This is a genomic window from Mesorhizobium sp. M0077 (assembly GCF_040322955.1).
Classification (GTDB): Bacteria; Pseudomonadota; Alphaproteobacteria; order Rhizobiales; family Rhizobiaceae; genus Mesorhizobium.
This window is the reverse complement of record NZ_JAMYUL010000013.1, coordinates 34,488-53,965: the sequence shown is the minus strand read 5'-3', so window position 1 is coordinate 53,965 and position 19,478 is coordinate 34,488. Positions and strand designations below refer to the sequence as shown.

Here is a 19,478-nt window from a genome sequence, read left to right as displayed (position 1 = left end):
CATTTAAGCTTCGGCTAATAACGGCCCCAGGAGAGAACCAATGAAGAAGACGCTGCTCATTTTAAGCCTACTCATTCCGCTCGCGGCATGCTCCCGCACCGAACAAGGCGCCGCCGTCGGTGGTTTGGGTGGCGCAGCTGTAGGCGCAGCAGTGGCCGGCGACCCGGTAAAAGGGGCGGTTGTTGGCGGTGCGGTCGGAGCGCTGGCCGGGGCGGTCATCGGGCACGCCAGCGAAGCCGGCCAGTGCAGATATCGCGGTCGGAACGGTCGAGTTTACGTTGCTCAGTGCCCGGACGGCTACTGATCTCAAAGGCGCGTGATCTCTTTCGATCACGCGCCTGCTCGGGGTAGGATAACTTGAATGGCATATGACAGCAAAAGACTGCTGGCTTTCTGGTTAGCCGTTGTCAGCGCTGTCGCGATAAACGCCGAACTTTCGACTGCGGCCTTGGCCGCACCTTTAGAAGCGAAGACAATTGCCGATCACTTCTCATCGGTAAAGTCCATGTCCGGGGACTTTGTCCAGTCGGGCCCAAGAGCGGAAAGGACCAAAGGGAAATTTTTCCTCCAGCGGCCGGGCAAGATCCGGTTCAACTATGCAGGCCAATCAGGGGTCAGCGTAATTGCAGATGGAAAATCCTTGGTGGTCTATAACAAGAAGCTCAAGACATCGCGGCTTTATGCTCTCTCGAAGACGCCGCTCAAGCTGCTCCTCGACAATCAGGTCAACTTTTCCGGCAATCGCCTCAAAAGTATCAAGGACGATGGCGCCCAGGTGATCATCAGGCTGGCCGACAAGTCGGCCTTCGGCAATTCGAATATCACTATGGTGTTTGACAGGGAATCGCTCGATCTACGCAGATGGACCCTGACTGACGAGAGGGGCCTTACCTCGACAGTCACCATATCCAACGTGAAGCAGGGCGTTCGCGCTCCTGCGGGCACCTTCACTATCGACTATGCCGCAAACCGTGAATTCAACACCAAAACGAAATAGTCGGCAGCGCCACGAACTGCCCGTGTAACACTACTCGGCGGCCGTCTCCGACGGCACCTCTGCCGGTGCCGAAGGCTCGGCCTCGGCATGCGGCTTGCGCCGTGAAAACAGCGACCTTAGCGTGACGTAGAACACCGGCGTCAGGAACAGGCCGACGAAGGTGACGCCGAGCATGCCGGAGAACACCGCGGTGCCGAGCGACTGGCGCATTTCCGCGCCCGGGCCTGTCGCGATCATCAGCGGCACGACGCCGAGGATGAACGAGAAGGCGGTCATCAGGATCGGCCGCAGCCTGAGCCGGCAGGCTTCGACGGCAGCCTCGGCCGCCGACAGGCCGCGTTCCTGGGCCTGCCGCGCGAACTCGACGATCAGGATCGCGTTCTTGGCGGCAAGCCCGATCAGCACGATGAGGCCGATCTGCACGAGGATGTTGTTGTCCAGCCCTCGGAACGACACGCCGAGCAACGCCGCGAGCACGCCGAGCGGCACCACCAGCACGATGGCGAACGGCAGCACCCAGCTTTCATATTGCGCCGCCAGCGCCAGGAACACGAACAGCACCGACAGTCCGAAGATATAGACAGCGGCATTGCCGGTGTTACGCTCCTGATAGGCGAGTTCGGTCCATTCGTAGGAGGTACCGGCCGGCAACGTCTGTGCCGTGATCGCTTCCATCTTGGCAAGCGCATCGCCGGTGGAAACGCCGGGCGCGGCGTTGCCCTGCAGCGGCACCGAGACGTACATGTTGTATCGCTGGACCAGCGCCGGGCCGGTGACGTCGCGGATCTCGATCAACGTGCCCAGCGGAACCAGCGCGCCGGTCGCCGAGCGCACCTTCAGCTTCAAGATGTCGGCGCGATCGAGGCGGAACGCCTGGTCGGCCTGCGCGCGCACCTGGTAGACGCGCCCGAAAGCGTTGAAGTCGTTGACGTAGGCGGTACCCAGATTGATAGACAGCGTCTCGAAGATGTTGGGGATCGGCACGTTCAGGATGCGCGCCTTGTCGCGATCGATCGCCAGGAAGAATTGCGGGCTGGACGCGGAGAAAGTGGTGAACACGCCGGTCAGCCCCGCCGTCTTGTTGGCCTTGCCGGCAATTTCATAGGCAAGCGCCAGGATCTGCCGCATGTCGGCGCTGTTGCGCTCCTGGATCTGCAGCTTGAATCCGCCGGCATTGCCGACGCCGCGGATCGGCGGCGGCGGCAGTGCGATAATGAAGGCTTCCTTGATGCTTTGCAGGCTGCCGAACAGATTGCCGATGACCTGGGTCGCCGACTGGCCGGCTTCCAGTCGCTCGTCAAACGGCTTGAACCTGGCGAAGATCACGCCCGCGTTGCTGGCATTGGTAAAGGTGGCGCCGGAGAAGCCGGCGAAGGCGACCGCGTAGTCGACGCCCGGCGTTTTCTGGATGATCTGCGACGCCTGCTGGATGACCGCATCGGTCCGCGATAGCGAGGCGCCGTCCGGCAACTGGACGACGACGATCGCATAGCCCTGGTCGAGCGACGGAATGAAACCGCGCGGCACCGTCTGAACCATATAGACCGTGGCGTAGATGAGGGCCGCGAAAACGGCCAGCGTGGCGGCGATCGCTATCCGCGAGCCGACCAACACGCGCACGATGCTCGAATACCAATGGGCGACCTTGTCGAAGCCGCGATTGAAGCCGTCGGCGAGCGCCCGTCCGAACCGCGCCAGGAAAAAGCGCGGCGGCGCCGCAGCAGTGTGGTGCGGCTTGAACAGCAGCGCGGCCAAGGCCGGCGAGAGCGTCAGCGAATTGAATGCCGAGATCGCCGTCGACACCGCGATGGTGATCGCAAACTGCAGGTAGAACTGCCCGGAAATGCCGGGAATGAAGGCTGTCGGCACGAACACCGCTATCAGCACCAGCGAGATCGCGATGACCGCCGTGCCGACTTCGTCCATGGTCAGATGCGACGCCGGATTGGGCGCCAGCCCGCTGGCGATATTTCGCTCGACGTTCTCGACCACGACGATCGCATCGTCGACGACGATGCCGATGGCCAGCACGAGGCCGAACAGCGTCAGCATGTTGAGGGAGAAGCCGGCGGCGTAAAGCACCGCCAGCGTGCCGATCAGCGACACGGGGATCGCCACGATCGGCACGATCGCCATGCGCCACGATTGCAGGAAGACGATGATGACGATGATGACCAGAACCATCGCCTCGAGGATCGTCTTGTAGACCTCCTGGATCGACTCGGCGACGAACTCGGTAGGATTGTAGACGATGTCGTAGCTCAATCCCTTCGGGAAGTCCTGGGAAAGCTCCTTCATCTTGTCCTGGATCTCCGCGGCTGCGGCGAGCGCATTGGTGCCTGGCCGCTGGAAGATGGCGAGCGCCACCGCCGGTTTGCCGTTGAGATAGGAGTTGGTGACGTAATCCTTGGCGCCGAGCTCGATGCGCGCCACGTCCTGCAGCTGGATCAGGCGGCCGTCTTCGGCCGATTTGACGATCACGTATCGGAAGTCGCGTGCGTCGTTGAAGCGGCCTTGCGTGGTGACCGTGTACTGGAACGCCGTGCCGGTCTTGGTCGGCGGCGCGCCGATGGAGCCGCCCGACACCTGGACGTTCTGGTCGCGCAGCGCCTGCACCACATCGCCCGAGGTCATCCCCAGGGCGGACAGTTTTTCCGGATCGAGCCAGATGCGCAGCGAATATTCGCGTTCGCCAAAGATGATAAGGTCGCCAACGCCGTCCAACCTGAGCAATATGTCGCGCACCCGCGAGCGGGCGTAGTTCGAGACGTAGAGCTGGTCGTAGGTATTGTCGGGCGACAGCATGTGCACGACCATCATCAGGTCGGGCGAGCTCTTGATGGTGGTGATGCCGAGGCGGCGGACTTCTTCGGGCAGGCGCGGCTCGGCGACCGAGACGCGGTTCTGCACCAGCACCTGCGCCTGGTCGAGATCGGTGCCTAGCTTGAAGGTGATGGTCAGCGCCATCGCTCCGTCGCCGGACGAATAGGACGACATGTAAAGCATGCCCTCGACGCCGTTGATCTCCTGCTCGATCGGCGTTGCCACCGTCGCTGCGACCGTCTCGGCGTCGGCGCCCGGGTACTGGGCGCGAACGACGATGGTCGGCGGCGCGATCTCGGGATATTGCGCGATCGGCAGCTGGGTATAAGCAATCCCGCCGAGGATCAGGAGGACGATCGAAACCACCGATGCGAAGATCGGACGGTCGACGAAGAAATGGGCGAACCTCATTGCTGCAACCCGGCGGTCTCGACCTTGGGCGGCAACGTCACCATCTCGACTTTCACCTTGGTGCCGGGCCTGGCGTGCATCAGCCCGTTGACGATGATCGTCTCGTCGCCGGTCAGGCCCGCGCGGATCACCCGGTAGCCGTCGAGAAGCGGGCCGGTGCGCACGGGCTTCGCCGACACCATCCCGGCCTCATCCACCAGATACACGATGCGGCGATCCTGATCGGCGCCGACCGCCTCGTCGGGCACCAGGACGCCGCTATGCGGCAGCGACCCCGGCACGTTGATGCGCCCGAACATGCCTGGCTGGAGAACGCCGTCGGCGTTGGCAAACCTTGCACGCACCCGCATGGTGCCGGTCGCGTTGTCGATCCGGTTCTCGGCAAAATCGAGCTTGCCCTTGAATACCGCCTCCGCGCGGTCGGCGACGCGAACCACCACCTCGAGCCCGCCGGCGCCTTCCTGCATGCTGCCGCCGCGCTCCTTCGCGTCGCGGGCGTAGCTGAAATACAGGCGCTCATCGACGTCGAAATAGAAGTCGATCGGATCGCGCGTGACGATAGTCGTCAGCAAGGTGGAATCCGGCTGCACGAGGTTGCCGACCGACACCAGCCGGCGGTCGATGCGGCCGGACAAGGGCGCCTTGATCTCGGTGAACTCCAGGTTCAGGTTGGCCGTCGTCAGCGCAGCCGTCGCGCCTTGCATCTGCGCCTGCGCCGAAAGGTATTCCCGCCGGCGGTCGTCGACCGTCGCGGCCGAGATATTGCCGGTCTTGGCGAGTTCATCGGCGCGATCCAGCTGCATCTTGGAGAATTCGAGCAGGGACTTGGCGACGTCTACTTGCGACTTGGCGGCATCGTAGGCCGCCTGGTACGGACGCTGGTCGATGGTGAAGAGCAGGTCGCCCTTGTTGACCAGTGCGCCGTCCTGGAAGCTGATCTTGTCCAGATAGCCGCTGACGCGCGAACGGATGGCGACCTCGTCGACGGCTTCGAAGCGCCCGACGAACTCATCGTCTTCGACGATTTCACGCACCACCGGCTTGGCCGCCGTCACCACCGGCAGTTGCTGGTCCTGCGCAAACGCGTTGCTGCTGAAAGCCATGCCGAGCAGGAATGCCACTGGGACGGCGGAGCGGGCCAGCCAGCCGGCCGATCGGCTGGGTCGCCCGCTTGCGTCGCGATGCGATTGCCGATTCCCTGAAGTGTCCATTTGCGTCCCCGCTAGCTGGACCCGGAGGTCGGGTGGTTCTCTTCTATATTTAAGGTTTCTCGTCGAGACCAGAGCACTGCAGTATTGTGCATGGCAACATAATCATTTTCCATATGGACTGAAATGTCCACCCTGTGGCTGCCCCGCCTTCTGGCTAGTTCGCCCAGAACCGGCCCATCCGCTTCCGGCCCATCTCAGCCGTCATCGGCGCAAGCTGATTTGGACCGAGCGCCGGATCCTGCGGCTTACTCGATCAGTTGCGGCTGTTGAGATGCCGCACCCTTCGCAGTTGCGGAAACAGCACCGCCCACAGTCCGGCGACGGCAATCGCACCGACGCCGCCGATCACCACCGCCGGCACGGTGCCGATCAGCGCCGCCATGGTGCCGGCGCGGAACTCGCCGACTTCGTTGGAGGCGCCGACGAAGACCTGGTTGACGGCGTTGACGCGGCCGCGCACCTCGTCGGGTGTCCACAGCTGGATCAGCGTCTCCCTGATATAGACGCTGAACATGTCGGTGGCGCCGAGGCCGGCAAGGGCCAGGATCGACAGCCAGGTGATGGTCGAGACGCCGAACAGCACGGTGAAGGCGCCGAACCCGGCGACGAAGCCGAGCATGATCTTGCCGGCACTGTCGCGCAGCGGATGCCCGGCAAGCCAGACCGCGACACAGATGGCGCCGATGCCGGGCGCCGAGCGCAGCAGGCCGAGGCCCCACGGGCCGAGTTCCAGAATATCGCGGGCATAGACCGGCAGCAGCGCCGAGGCACCGGACAGAAGCACGGCGAAGAGGTCGAGCGAGATGGCGCCCAGGACGATCTTCTCGCTCCAGATGTATCGGAAGCCGGCAAACAGCGTCTCCATCGTCGGCTTGTCGGTGGCGCTCTGCTGGGCCGGTTTCGGAATGGTGAAGATCAGCAGACCGGCCACCAGCATCAGCACGGAGGCAACGGCGTAAGCGGCTTCGGCCGAGACGCCATAGAGCAGGCCGCCGGCGACCGGGCCGACAATGGTCGCCGTTTGCCAGGCGGACGAGTTCCAGGCGATCGCATTGCCGAAATCTTCCGGCGGCACAAGATTGGCGAACAGCGACGACGAGGCCGGTCCGTAAAAAGCGCGCGCCAGGCCGAACATCGCCAGCACGATGAAGATCGGCAGCGGGCTGACGAGACCGCGCAGCGTGAAGTACAACAGGACAAGCGCACAACCTGCCTCGACTACCGTCGCCAGCGCCATGATCAGGCGGCGGCCGAAACGGTCGGCGACAACGCCGGTGACCAGCACCAGCAGCAGCGACGGCAGGAACTGGACGATGCCGACAATGCCGAGATCGAAGGGATCGCGCGTCAGATCATAGATCTGCCAGCCGACGGCGACGGACACGATCATGGTGGCGAAGGTGGTCAGGAAACGCGCCGCCCAATAGCTCAGGAAGGAGCGATGGCGGAAGGCGGCGTAACGCCGGTCAGGCGGTGTATGGGAATGGGATGTCATGGATACAGGCCCCGTTGCTTGCATTGGCCGGCGGGGCACTTCCCGGAAATGGGCGCTGTTCCGGCCAATGAAACTTATCAAAGTTCCGGGCGCGTATGCGTGAAAATCGGGCCTGGATCAAGCGGTTTTCCAGCCGCTCGCCCGATTGCACGCGGACGTTACTGCCTCAGCGCGGCTGTGATGGCGTCGAGGCCGCCCTGTAATTCCGCCTCTTTCGGCCAGCCGAAACCGACGCGGAAGAAGCGCTTGGGCATATCGAACCAGTGGCCGGGACCGACATAGGTGCCGTGGTTTTCCAAGAGATTGACGTAGAAACGGTCGAGGTCGAAGTCTGGACTGACATTGAGCCTTGGAAATCCGACGACGCCGCCTTGTGGCCGCACCCAGTCGACCAGCGGCTCGCGGTCGATCCAGGCTTGCACGATGTCGCGGCGTTTCGCCATCTCGGGCAGCAGAGCGGCCAGGAAAGCGTCGCGGCGCTCCAGCATGCCGCGCGCAATGCCTTCGTCGATGACGCTGCCGCAAATGCCGATCTGCTCCTTGGCGGCGAGGAAGCGCTCCTGCAGTTCGGCATCGCTGGTGATCAGCCAGCCAATGCGGATGCCGGGAATGCCGAAGGCTTTCGACAGCGACGAGACGCTGATCGCTTTGGGGCTGAGAGAAGCCGCCGCCGGCAGGCGCTGTCCATAGGAGAGGTCGCGATAGGTCTCGTCGACCAGCAGATGGCAGCCGCTCGCTTCGGCCAGCGCAATCAGCGCGTCGAGATCGGCCCGGCCCATCATCGTGCCGGTCGGGTTGTGCGGGCAGGTGACGCTGATCAGCTTGGTGTTCGGTTGCATGCTGGCGGCGACGCGGCCGAAATCGATGGCAAAGCCTGCGTCGAAATCGAGATCGACATAGGAGATGGCGCAGCCGATCGCCTTGGGGGTCTCGATGTTGGTGGCGTAGTTCGGCCGGACGACGACAAGGTGGTCGCGCTCCGACAGAAGCGAGGTCGAAATGATGAAGAGCGCGCCCGCCGCACCGGCGGTCACCAGAACATCGTCAGGCGAAATGCCGGAATCCTGCGCCGCGATCAGCGCCCGCAACTCCTTGTCGCCGCGATGCTCGCCGTAGAACAGCGTGAGATCCGGCAGCGACAGGCCGACGTCGGAGAGTTTCTGATCGGCGATCGAGCTTTCGGAGAGATTGAACCGAATGCGATCGTAGCCGTATTCCTCCGGCGCCTCTTTCTCGATCACCATTCTGGCGTAGTTCATGGCTGCTCCCCAAAGTCCTGACACTCAGAGGTACAAGCCATAAAAGCACGAAGCCTGCCAAGGCTCATTCGCCGGCAGGCTTCTGTTCCAGTCGTCCAAACGATTGGCTCAGGGCCGAGGCGCTGATCCCACTCAGGCCGGAACTTTGGCCTTCCGACCCTTGGCTTTCGTCGGCGCGGCCACTGCAGCCTTGCGGCCGAGGCCGATCGACTTGGCCAGCTCGGAGCGCGACGCCGCGTAGTTGGGGGCAACCATCGGATAGTCGGCCGGCAGGCCCCATTTGGTACGATAGGCTTCCGGCGTCAGGTTGAAATGGACGCCGAGATGGCGCTTCAGCGATTTGAATTTTTTGCCGTCCTCGAGGCAGATGATGTAATCCGGCGTCACCGACCGCTTGGGATTGACGGCCGGGATCTGCGGCGCCGCCACTGGGGCCGGCGGCTGGCTGAGCCCGCCGATCGACGCCGCAACGCTGGCGATGAGATCGCTCAGGCCGGCAACGGGCAAGCGGTTCTTCTCGACGTAAGCGGACACGATATGGGCGGTAAGCTCGAGCAGGTCGATGTCCTTGTCAGAGTCGTTGCTGTCGTCGGCCAATTTATCTCTCCGTCGCTATGGGGGTGGCGGAAACTCCCAGAGTGGTCCCAGCGGAGCCGGAAATCCGCTCTAGTCATTTGTCTTGCCGCATATGTGCGGTTGCGCCAGATGATTCCATCCGGTGCCACCGATCTAATCGCCAAATCTGCGTAACGCAATGACTTCGCATCGCGCCACACGTCATTTTGAACAACTATACTGAATTTTAATACTATCAGACGATGAGCGCCTTGTCGCGCCATAGTCGAAAACCGCCCTCGAAAGCGCGCGTATTGTCGCCGCGCCTGGATGTGGCGGGCAATTCATCCAGTCTGTCGACATTGCCGCCGCCGATCACGACATAATCCGGCTGCAGCGCCGCACGCAGCCGCCCGACGACGTCGAAAACGTATTTGCGCCATTTCTTCTTGCCGTATTTCTCCAGGCCGCGCTCGCCGACATAATCTTCGAAACTGCCGCCCTTGCGGTACGGCAGATGCGCCAGTTCCATCGGCTGGCCGACATTGTTGAGGATCATCGCCGCGCCCAGGCCGGTGCCGAGGCCGAGGAACAGCATGCGCCCGCCATCGTAGCTGCCGATCGCCTGCAGCAGCGCGTCGTTGACGACCTTGACCGGCTTGCCGAAGGCGGCGGCAAAATCGTAGCCGTCCCAGCCCTTGCCGAGATTGGCGGGATCGAGCGAAGGCCTGTTGTGCCTGACCGGGCCGGGATAGCCCATCGAGATCACGTCATAGGCCAGCCCTTCGGCCAGCGTCTTCACCGTGGCGACCATCTGCTGCGGTGTCAGGTCCGGTCCGGAATCGGCCCGGCGCATCTCGCCGCCTGCGCTGGTGAGGATTTTCACATGCGAGCCGCCGACATCGATCGTCAGTACGATCGGTTCGGCCTTGGCCTTCGCGGGCCTGGCTGCCTTGGCTGCCTTGGCCATGTCGTTTCCTCCGCTCACTTGGAGCATTCCCCGTTTCAGGGAAACGGGGAATGCTCCAACTCTTTGTTTTACGCAATTCCGGACGGAAAGACCGCTCGCACTTTTCCTGGAATTGCTCAACTCGGATTGATCCAGCCGTTGGGCGGCCCGAAGCTGGCCATGGCGTCGGCAGGCCCCCAGGTCTTCGGCTCATACATATGCGGCGGCGTGGTGTCGCCCAGCACCGGGCCGACGATGCGCCAGGCAAGCTCGCTGGCATCCTGGCGGGTGAACAATTGGCCATTGCCGTTCATGGCATCGCCGATCAGCCGCTCATAGGGCGGCATGTCGCCCTTCGAATCGTCCAGCGCGGTGAGCTCGACCTGCTCGCCGACCATGTCGTCGCCGGGCGCCTTGCGCTGCGCGCCGATCGAGATCGCCACCTGCGGGTCGATGCGGAAGCGCACGTAATTGGCGTCGCTGGGCTTGATCGGATCGAAGACGTCGAGCGGCGGCCGCTTCAGCCGCACGATCACTTCGGTCACATGCACCGGCATGTTCTTGCCGGTGCGGATGAAGAAGGGCACGTCCTGCCAGCGCCAGGTGTCGACCATGAAGCGCACCGCGGCAAAGGTTTCGACCGGCGAGTTCGGCTTCACGCCGGGTTCAGCGAGGTAGCCGGTGAACTGGCCGCGCACGACGTCGTCCTTGGTCAGCGTGCGGATGGCGCGCAGCACCTGCACCTTCTCGTCGATCAGATCGTCGGCCGAGCGGCCGACCGGCGGTTCCATGGCGAGCAGCAAAAGGATGTTGAGCAGATGGTTCTCGATCACGTCGCGGATAGCGCCGACATCGTCATAGAATTTGCCACGGCCTTCAACGCCGAAGTCCTCGGCCATGGTGATCTGTACGCTTTCGACGAAGTTGCGGTTCCAGATCGGCTCGAGAAAAGAATTGGCAAAGCGGAAATAGAGCAGGTTCTGGATCGCCTCCTTGCCGAGATAGTGGTCGATGCGGAAGATCGACTGCTCTTCGAACACCAGATGCAGCACGCGGTTCAGCCAGCGCGCCGATTGGAGATCGTGGCCGAACGGCTTTTCCACCATCAGCCGCGCGCCATGCGCGGTACCAGATTGCTCCAGCCCCTGGACAACGGTCTCGAACATGGTCGGCGGCACCGCCATATAGTGCAGCGGCCGCTGCGCCGAGCCGAGCGCCGTCTTCAGCTTCTCGAAGGTCGCGCCGTCGCGGTAGTCGCCGCTGACATAGCGCAGCAGATTGGCGAATTTGGCGAAGATCTTTTCGTCGATCTTGCCGACAGCGTTGACGATGCCGTCGCGGGCCCGCGCCTGCAATTGGTTGATGTCCCAGGCATCGAAGGCGACCCCGATCACCGGCTCGGTCAGCGTCCCCTTGGCTACCATCTGGTAGAGGGCCGGAAATATCTTCTTGTGGGCAAGGTCGCCGGTTGCTCCGAAGAGCACCAGCGTGTCGGACCGTTCCGGGCTCATCTTGCGCGTCTCCCCTGCGGCCTTCACTTGCCGGCCTTCGGCTTTTCGACATGGCCGCCAAAGGCATAGCGCATGGCCGACAGCAGCTTGTCGGCGAATTCGGATTCGCCCTGCGAGGAGAAGCGGTCGAACAAAGCCGAGGACAGAACCGGCGCCGGCACGCCGGTGTCGATCGCCGCCTTCAGCGTCCAGCGGCCTTCGCCGGAATCGGAGACGCGGCCGCCGAACTGGGCCAATGCCGGGTCGCTCTTCAGTGCGCCGGCGGTGAGGTCGAGCAGCCACGAGCCGATCACACTGCCATGGCGCCAGACCTCGGCCACTTGCGGCAGGTCGATGTCGAACTGATAGTATTGCGGGTTTTCCAAAGGGCTGGTCTCGGCGTCCGCCGTGCGCTGTCTTTTGCCGGCATTGGCCGATTTCAGGATGTTGATGCCTTCGGCGTAGGCGGCCATGACGCCATATTCGATGCCGTTGTGGATCATCTTGACGAAATGGCCGGCGCCGCTCGGTCCGCAATGCAGGTAGCCAAAGGGTGCGGTCCCGCCCGCCTTGTCGGGCGTGGCGCCGGCATCGGCGCCGGGCGCCAGCGTGGCGAAGATCGGGTCGAGGTGTTTGACCGCCGTGTCGGGGCCACCGATCATCAGGCAATAGCCGCGCTCCAAGCCCCAGACGCCGCCGCTGGTGCCGACATCGACATAGTGCAGGCCCTTGGCCGCGAGCTCGGCCGCCTGGTCGACAGCGTCGTGATAATAGGAATTGCCGCCGTCGATGATGATATCGCCGGGCTCCATCAATGCTGCCATCTGGTCGGCGATCCTGCCGGTGATCGCCGCCGGCAGCATCAGCCAGGCGCTACGCGGCTTGGACAGCTTGCCGACGAACTCTTCCATGGAGGCGGCGCCGATGGCGCCATCGGCAACCAGGGCGGCAACGCTTGCCGGGTTGATGTCGTAGACGACGCATTCATGGCCGTCGCGCATCAGGCGGCGCACCATGTTGGCGCCCATCCTGCCCAGTCCCATCATTCCGATCTGCATGGTCTTGTCCTAGTCGCTTGAGGAAAGAAAATTGTGGGCGAGTTAGTTCTCAATGCCGACGGTGAAGTCGACATTCTCCCAACGGTCGCCGTCGGGCCAGAAAAAAGTGAAGACGATCGTATTACCTCGCGGAATATCGGCCACCGGCAGATCCGCCAGATGGACGCCAAAGACATTCACGGACGTGTTGATTTCATGGCTGGTCTGCCACTGGTCGCCGCTCCAGCGGATCAGTGCCGGCTGCAGCAGTTCAACCCGCAGCGTCTTGCCGGCTTCCATGGTGCGCAGCCTGTTGTTGAAGCGCCATATCCTCAGCGGCGAGCCGGTCTTGTCCCTGACATAGCGCTTGACGCCTTGCGGCGGCATGTCGAAGACGGCGCCGTCGCGGAGCGAGCGCAACAGCTTGATGTGTTCCGAATGCGCCCAGACCAGCGGCATGGCGCTGCCCGACGGCTTGCCCAGCCACAATTCGCGCTCCGGTATGTCGGCGCCGTCCCAGACCTGTTCCGGCAGCAGACCGCCCACCCCAGCCGAAGCCTCGAATGTGTCGAGCAGGCTTGCCGCCTTGTCCTTGCGGCCGGCGGCCAGCTCGTAGTGAGCGCGTTCGCCGGCCAGCAACGGCCAGGGTCGGCCCTGGCCGTTGCCGTCGAAGGGGGCGCCGTCGGCGTGTTCGCCATAACCGTCGCTGGTGTAGCGGTACCATAGAGGCCCTTGCGGCAGGTCGCAGCGCAGTTGCGCGTCGATGATCTTGACCGTGCCGACGATGCGCGGATCGTCCGCGGCCCTGAGGCCGAAGCGGACCAGCGCCAGCGCGTCCGGGCTGACAATCGCTTCGGCCGGCTTGTCGGTATCGCCCGGCGGACGGTTCTTGATCGGTACGAAGCCGTCCTTCGGCGATGCGGCGCCTGAAGCGTCGGCCGGCGCGATGCGGATGTAGTACCCGTCGACGCCAGCCTCGTGGCACTCCGGTGTGCCGCTGACATAGGTCCAGCGCTCGATCTGGTCGTTCCAGCAATCTGCGACCTCGCGCAAATAGTTAGCCGGCTCGGGTTTGCCGTTGACGTCGAACAGATCGGCGGCGCCAAGCAGTGCCGATATTTCGACGGCGAGCGTGAATGGGCTGTAGCCCGCGTCCTCTTCCCAGCGGTCCTGCCCGGTGACGGGGCCATTGCGCACGATATAGGACGCTGCTTTCTCGACCATCGGCATGAAGGCGGCGAGCTTTGCGCGCGGCAGGTGGCCGGCGCGGTGCAGCGCATCGGCAAGCAGCAGCGGGAAGGCGCATTCGTCCATCTGGATGCCCGGCCAATAGAGCGAGCCGTCGAGCCACACATTTTGTGGCCAGTGGCCGTCCGGCTGCTGGATGGAACGGAGATAGGCGAGGATCTCAAGCGCCTGCGCCGGATCGCCGGCGGCGAGGAAGCCGCCCGCAGTTTCGACGAGGTCGCGCGGCCAGACCAGATGATATCCGCCAAGGTCGTCGTCGCCCTTGCTGAACCCCCAGGGGATCGACAGGCTGGCGACGGCCGCACCGGGCCTCGCCAGCGACAGGTGTGTCGCCAGCACCGCTGTGCTGACGCGGTAGGTGTTGAGGCCGGATGCATCATGGTGGTCGAGCGCCGTCAGGCCTGCCTGCCATTTCCGCCATGTCGCGACATAGACCTTTGCCGCCGGCTCAAACCCGCGTTTCAGGCTGGCGGCGGCGTTTTCGGCCGCTTCATCCGGCGTTGCCCCAAACCCAAGCGCAAGCAAGGCTTTGCTGTTGCGTAAGGAAAAGCCGATCTCGCCGGTCAGCGCGACATTGCCGTCCTCCGCCCTTTGGCAGGCCGGATTGAGCCGGCCGGCGCGGCTGAGTTGCTGCCAGCCGTCGGAAAAGCCTGCATAGCCGGCCGAGCAATCACCCCAGGGCAGCGAGGATGCAAGCGCCAGGCAGGTGCCGCGCCCGGACGCGAACAGCATCGGCCTCCCCTTGTGCTCGTCGGTCCAGGCGGTGTTGCCCATGCCGGCATTGACCAGATGCGGCGCCAGCAGGGCGTAGACGCGGTAGTCCGTGGCCACGCCCTCGAGTGCCGTGAAGCTGGTTTCCTGCAGCAAGGCCGGGCGCGCCGGATCCGCCAGGATGCGCTTTTCGATCTGGTAACGCGCCGTCGCGTTGATCAGCCGGTAGGCGGGCACGCCGTCCTCGAACGGCTCGATGGCATGTGTGGCGTCACGCTTCTCCTCGGAAAACCAGCCGCCGGGACCGGTGACCAGCAGTCCCATGTCGCGCGTGCAGGCGCTGTCGAGGCCGGGATAGTAGACTTCATTGACGATGCCATGGCTGAGCGTGAACCAGACGCGGCTCGCCGTCGAAAGCGCGGCACCTACGCCGCTCTTGGCGCTTGACGTCCAGCGCGCCGGAATTCCGGGCGCGCCCATTCTTTTGGGTGCACTGGGGGGAAGGGTCGGCGGCGTCGCTGCCATGCATGGTCTCCTGGGCCCTTCCCTAGACCAGCAGGCGAAGGCTTTTCAATCATCGCACCTGAAGTTGATCGCCAAAGCGTAACCGATCGCAGTTGACAAGCGAGCTCATCTGCATTTGTCTGACAATAGATAAAAAACAGGCAGCCAACGCCAAAACCATCAGCAACAGTCGGCGGGGCCGACAATCCATGGGAGGATTATGACATGAAGAAACTGCTCGTCCTGAGCGCTCTGGCGGCGATGCTCGCCTCGGGCACGGCGCTTGCCGACACCAGCGGCAAGAAGATCGCCTTCTCCAACAATTACGCCGGCAATTCGTGGCGCCAGGCGATGCTCGACAGCTACGGCATCGTCACCAAGAAGGCGGTGGAGGACAAGATCGTCGGCGCCGCCGACATCTTCACCACCGCCGACAAGGAAGTGCCGACGCAGGCTGCCCAGGTGCAGAACCTGATCCTGCAGGGTTATGACGCCATCGTCATCAATGCCGCATCGCCGGATGCGCTGAACGGCGCCATCAAGCAGGCCTGCGATGCCGGCATCGTCGTCGTCTCCTTCGACGGGACGGTCACCGAACCTTGCGCCTACCGCGTCGTCGTCGACTTCAAGGACATGGGCAAGCAGGAAGTCGAGCAGATGGCCAAGTTCCAGCCCAAGGGCGGCAATTTGCTGGAAATCCGCGGCCTTGCCGGCACCTCGATCGACGATGCCATCCATGCCGGCATCCTCGAAGGCGTCGCCGCCCATCCCGAGTTCAAGATCGTCGGTTCGGTGACCGGCGACTGGGACCAGACGACGGCGCAGAAGGCGGTCGCGACGATCCTGCCTTCGTTGCCCGACATCGTCGGCATCGTCGACCAGGGCGGTGACGGTTATGGCGCGGCACAAGCCTTTGCCGCCGCAGGCAAGCCGCGTCCGACCATCATCATGGGCAACCGCCAGGACGAGCTGAAATGGTGGAAGGAGCAGAAGGACAAGGATGGCTACCAGACCTGGTCGGCCTCGATCGCGCCCGGCGTGTCGTCGCTGGCCTTCTGGGTGGCGCAGCAGGTGCTCGACGGCCGCACCGACATTCCGCATGACCTTTTGGTGCCGTATCTCGCCTTTACCCAGGACAATTTCGAGACCGAGCTGCCGAAAATCAAGGAGGGCGGCGTCGCCACCCACGAATACAGCCAGCAAGACGCAATCGCGGCGATCAAAGCCAATATCAAGTGATGCATTGCATTCATTGCCAGCGGCATGACCGACCGGATATCGTTGAGCATGCCTGAGGCCAATACGGACATCATCAGACTGGGCGGCGCCGAAAAACATTTCGGCGCCGCCCATTTGGACATCATCAGGCTTAACGGCGCCGAAAAACATTTCGGCGCCGTTCGGGCGCTTAACGGCGTCGACTTCCATGTTGTATCAGGCGAATGCGTCGGGCTGGTCGGCCACAACGGAGCCGGCAAATCGACGCTGATGCATATGGTGGCCGGTACGCTGCAGCCCGATGGCGGTGAGATCGCGGTGCGTGGCAATGCCGAAACCGACTACTCGGTGGCGCGCGCGCTGAAACTCGGCATACGCTGCGTGTTCCAGGAACTGTCGCTCTGCCCTAACCTCAGTATCGCGGAGAATACGCGCATCAACCATCCGGCGCTCACCGGCTTCGGCTGGCGACGCAAGGCGGCTGCTCTCATTGCCGCCAAGCTGGACGAAATCTTTCCGGATCACGGCATCTCGGCAGACGACATTGCCGGCGATCTCTCCATCGGCCGGCGGCAGATGGTCGAGGTGGCGCGCGCCTTCACGGTGACGCGCGATCCGCTCGACTTGGTCATTCTCGACGAGCCGACCTCTTCGCTGGACGCGCATACTGCGGGCCAGCTGCTTGCCTTCGTGCGCCGTTTCGTAGCCACCGGGGGCAGCTGCATCCTGATCTCGCATGTGCTGGGCGAGGTGCTGCAGAATGCCGACCGCATCGTGGTCATGCGCGACGGCAAGGTGGTCGCCACGGACGTTGCAAAAGCGTTCGACCGCGACCGGCTGGTGGCCACCATGGGCGGCGCGGAAGCGCGCGAGAAGATCGCGGCGGAGATCGCCGCCAGGCCGGCGGCGGGCCCGCTCAGGGTGCGGGCGCGGCCCGAGCGGCAGCAGGACGGCAAGGAGCTTGTCGCTCGCGCCGGCGAGATCATCGGGCTTGCCGGGCTTGCCGGCCATGGCCAGACCGACCTGTTGCTGGCGATCTTTGCCGCCGCGACGCGTAGAAGGCTTGATATCGAGGTGACCGCCCCGGTGGCGCTGGTGGCCGGAGACCGCCAATCGGACGGCATTTTCCCGCAATGGTCTATTGCCGAAAACATCGGCATCCGCTCGCTGGCGCGGCTGCGCAAAGGGTTGCTGATCTCGCCGCAGCGCGAGGCCGAGCTTGCCGAGTTCTGGAAGCAGAAGATCGGCATCCGCACGCCTGACATGACCAACAACATCTTCTCGCTGTCCGGCGGCAACCAGCAGAAGGCGCTGTTTGCCCGCGCACTGGGTTCCGATGCGCAGATCGTGCTGATGGACGATCCGATGCGCGGCGTGGACATCGGCACCAAGCTCGAGGTCTACGATCTCGTGCGCGAGGAGGCGGCCAAGGGCCGGACCTTCCTCTGGTACACCACCGAGACCGAAGAGCTCGACAATTGCGACCACATCCATGTCTTCAAGAACGGCCGCATCGTCGCCAATCTCACGCGCGACGAGCTGACCGAGGAAAAGATCATCCAGTCCTCATTCGGCGACGCGGCCTGAGATGACGGCAGTCGCTCCCGGCCCTACGTCCTCGCCGCGCAGCAGCGCGGCCCGCGCGCGCCTGCTGCGCAGCCTGTTGCCGGCGCTGTCGCTGGCGCTGGTGGTTATCGCCATCGCCTGGCTCAACCCACGCGCCATCAGCTATTTCGGCTTCAGCCTGATGTTGAACCTCGCTATTCCGATCGCGCTGGCGACGATCGCCCAGATGTTCGTCATCGCCGGCAATGAGCTCGATCTGTCGATCGGCACCTTTGTCGGCTTTGTCGGCTGCGTCACCGCGACCTGGCTGAAGGACGCGCCGCTGCTCGGCGTGATCATCCTGCTCGGCTCCATAGGCGTTTATGCGCTGCTCGGCGCACTGATCCATCTGCGCAATCTGCCGTCGATCGTGGTGACGCTGGGCATGAGCTTCGTCTGGCAGGGGCTTGCCATTCTGGTGCTGCCCAAGCCCGGTGGCAAGGCGCCGGACTGGCTCTTGTCGCTGATGGCCTTCAAGCCGCCCTTCATTCCGTTCCCTATCATCGCCGCGCTGGCGATCGCAGCGGTGGTGCATTTTGGGCTGATGCGCACCTCCTATGGCGTCATCCTGCGGGGATCCGGCGGCAATCCGGCGGCGCTCAGGCGCGCTGGCTGGTCGCTGCTTCGAACCAAGATCGTGCTGTTTGCGCTGACCGGCCTATTCGGCGTTCTGTCCGGCATGGCGCTGATCGGCATCACCACCTCGGCCGACGCTAATATCGGCAATGGCTACACGCTGCTGGCGATCGCCGGCGTCATCCTCGGCGGTGGCGAGTTCGTCGGCGGCCGGGTATCGCCGATTGGCGCCGTGCTCGGCGCGCTGACACTGGCGCTGGCGGCATCGCCTCTGCTCACCTTCATGCACATTCCGCCGGATTGGCAGGTCGCCGCCAACGGCGCCATCCTGATCATCGTGCTGGCAGCCCGCGTCCTGATCAGTCGCAGGGAGAGATAGCGATGACATTTGTGAAACCGCTGGCCGCCAAACCCTGGATCTGGTCGTTCATCGGCGCGATGTTCGTCTGGCTGGCGACCATCGCTTTCACCGGCGGCTATGGCGGCGGTGGCATGGTCACGGCGGCACTGTCGCTGGCGGTGTTCACCGTCATCGTCGGAGTCGGCCAAATGTTCGTCATCACGCTCGGGCCAGGCAATGTCGACCTGTCGCTGCCGGCCAATATCGGGCTCGCCAGTGCCGTCGCCATGAAGGTCATGGGCGGCAGCGATTCCATGATCGTGGTCGGGCTGCTCGCCGCGCTCGCCTGCGGCGCTGCCATCGGTGCCGTCAACTATCTCCTGATCTGGGCGCTGAGGATCCCGCCGATCATCGCCACTCTGTCGGCCAGCTTCATCATCCAGTCGATCGACATCAGCTATGGGCGTGGCCTGCAGATCAAGCCGCCGCCCGGCTTTGCCGATTTTGCCAACTGGCAAATCCTGGGCATTCCAGTGCTGGCGATCCTTACCGTATTGTTCACCATCGGTGCGGCCATCGCCTTGCAGCGCATGATCTATGGCCGCTCGGTGCTGGCGATCGGCCAGAACATCCGCGCCGCGTGGCTTGCCGGCGTCAATGTCGGCCGCACCCGCTTCCTCACTTACACGCTGTCGGGCGCGCTCGGCGGCATGGACGGGGCGCTGCTCGCCGGCTATTTCCGCGGCGCCAATGTCGATATCGGCAACGAGTACCTGCTGGCCTCGATCGCCGTCGTCGTCATCGGCGGCACCTCGGTCGCCGGCGGCAAGGCCAATGTTCCCGGTGTCTGGGGCGCGGCGCTGTTCCTGGTGCTGCTTCTGACCATGCTCAACACGTTCGGCGTCAGTGCCGGCGTTCGGCTGTTGCTGACCGGGCTGATCATTGTCGGCGTCATCACCGTAGCCGGTGGCGAGAAGGCGGTACGCTAGCGCCGGCTCCTGCCAGCGACGCCGCCAAATTTGACCATGTGGACAAAAGTCCGCACCCGT

Annotated in this window: 15 protein-coding genes; 6 read left to right on the top strand and 9 right to left on the bottom strand. The window is 63.7% G+C overall.

Going from position 1 to position 19,478, the window contains the following annotated elements; all coding sequences use genetic code 11:
- The first annotated feature begins 40 nt into the window (after positions 1-40).
- The gene (locus NKJ57_RS23165; RefSeq protein ID WP_023670477.1) at positions 41-304 is read left to right on the top strand and encodes a YMGG-like glycine zipper-containing protein; all 264 of its coding nucleotides are present in this window, start codon (positions 41-43) and stop codon (positions 302-304) included.
- A gap of 57 nt (positions 305-361) precedes the next feature.
- Positions 362-997: a LolA family protein gene (locus NKJ57_RS23160; protein WP_352512752.1), complete on the top strand. Its 636-nt coding sequence runs from the start codon at positions 362-364 to the stop codon at positions 995-997.
- Between the two features lie 30 nt (positions 998-1,027).
- On the opposite strand, the gene NKJ57_RS23155 is transcribed toward NKJ57_RS23160, so the two are convergent.
- From NKJ57_RS23155 to NKJ57_RS23115, 9 genes are all read right to left on the bottom strand, one after another.
- Positions 1,028-4,231 (bottom strand): efflux RND transporter permease subunit, encoded by a 3,204-nt coding sequence (locus NKJ57_RS23155; RefSeq protein ID WP_352512751.1) that lies wholly within the window; start codon positions 4,229-4,231, stop codon positions 1,028-1,030.
- Positions 4,228-5,334 (bottom strand): efflux RND transporter periplasmic adaptor subunit, encoded by a 1,107-nt coding sequence (locus NKJ57_RS23150; protein WP_023687741.1) that lies wholly within the window; start codon positions 5,332-5,334, stop codon positions 4,228-4,230. The genes NKJ57_RS23155 and NKJ57_RS23150 overlap by 4 nt, the downstream gene beginning before the upstream one ends.
- Positions 5,335-5,695: 361 nt before the next feature.
- Positions 5,696-6,937, bottom strand: coding sequence for an MFS transporter (locus NKJ57_RS23145; RefSeq protein WP_023670472.1), 1,242 nt, complete (start codon positions 6,935-6,937; stop codon positions 5,696-5,698).
- 158 nt (positions 6,938-7,095) lie between these two features.
- Positions 7,096-8,196, bottom strand: coding sequence for a pyridoxal phosphate-dependent aminotransferase (locus NKJ57_RS23140; protein WP_352512750.1), 1,101 nt, complete (start codon positions 8,194-8,196; stop codon positions 7,096-7,098).
- Positions 8,197-8,328: 132 nt separating this feature from the next.
- Complete coding sequence (locus NKJ57_RS23135; RefSeq protein WP_023726073.1) at positions 8,329-8,793, bottom strand: Ros/MucR family transcriptional regulator; 465 nt, start codon at positions 8,791-8,793, stop codon at positions 8,329-8,331.
- Between the two features lie 214 nt (positions 8,794-9,007).
- Positions 9,008-9,721 carry an ROK family protein gene (locus NKJ57_RS23130; RefSeq protein WP_023745386.1) on the bottom strand — a complete coding sequence of 238 codons (714 nt, stop codon included), beginning with the start codon at positions 9,719-9,721 and terminating at the stop codon, positions 9,008-9,010.
- A gap of 116 nt (positions 9,722-9,837) precedes the next feature.
- Positions 9,838-11,211, bottom strand: coding sequence for a glucose-6-phosphate dehydrogenase (gene zwf / locus NKJ57_RS23125; RefSeq protein ID WP_352512748.1), 1,374 nt, complete (start codon positions 11,209-11,211; stop codon positions 9,838-9,840).
- Between the two features lie 23 nt (positions 11,212-11,234).
- Complete coding sequence (gnd, locus tag NKJ57_RS23120) at positions 11,235-12,248, bottom strand: phosphogluconate dehydrogenase (NAD(+)-dependent, decarboxylating) (RefSeq protein ID WP_352512747.1); 1,014 nt, start codon at positions 12,246-12,248, stop codon at positions 11,235-11,237.
- A gap of 42 nt (positions 12,249-12,290) precedes the next feature.
- Positions 12,291-14,711: a glucan 1,4-alpha-glucosidase gene (locus NKJ57_RS23115; protein ID WP_352512745.1), complete on the bottom strand. Its 2,421-nt coding sequence runs from the start codon at positions 14,709-14,711 to the stop codon at positions 12,291-12,293.
- Between the two features lie 204 nt (positions 14,712-14,915).
- Between NKJ57_RS23115 and NKJ57_RS23110 the strand changes: the two genes are divergently transcribed.
- Genes NKJ57_RS23110 through NKJ57_RS23095 form a run of 4 tightly spaced genes read left to right on the top strand, consistent with a single transcriptional unit; the run spans position 14,916 to position 19,418 of the window.
- Positions 14,916-15,929, top strand: a complete 1,014-nt coding sequence (locus tag NKJ57_RS23110; protein WP_023736805.1) for an ABC transporter substrate-binding protein — start codon at positions 14,916-14,918, stop codon at positions 15,927-15,929.
- Positions 15,930-15,977: 48 nt separating this feature from the next.
- The gene (locus tag NKJ57_RS23105; protein WP_023732918.1) at positions 15,978-17,495 is read left to right on the top strand and encodes a sugar ABC transporter ATP-binding protein; all 1,518 of its coding nucleotides are present in this window, start codon (positions 15,978-15,980) and stop codon (positions 17,493-17,495) included.
- Position 17,496: 1 nt separating this feature from the next.
- Positions 17,497-18,468 carry an ABC transporter permease gene (locus tag NKJ57_RS23100; protein WP_023694460.1) on the top strand — a complete coding sequence of 324 codons (972 nt, stop codon included), beginning with the start codon at positions 17,497-17,499 and terminating at the stop codon, positions 18,466-18,468.
- Positions 18,469-18,470: 2 nt separating this feature from the next.
- On the top strand, positions 18,471-19,418 hold the full coding sequence (locus NKJ57_RS23095) for an ABC transporter permease (protein WP_023736807.1): 948 nt from the start codon (positions 18,471-18,473) through the stop codon (positions 19,416-19,418).
- The last annotated feature ends 60 nt before the right edge of the window (positions 19,419-19,478 follow it).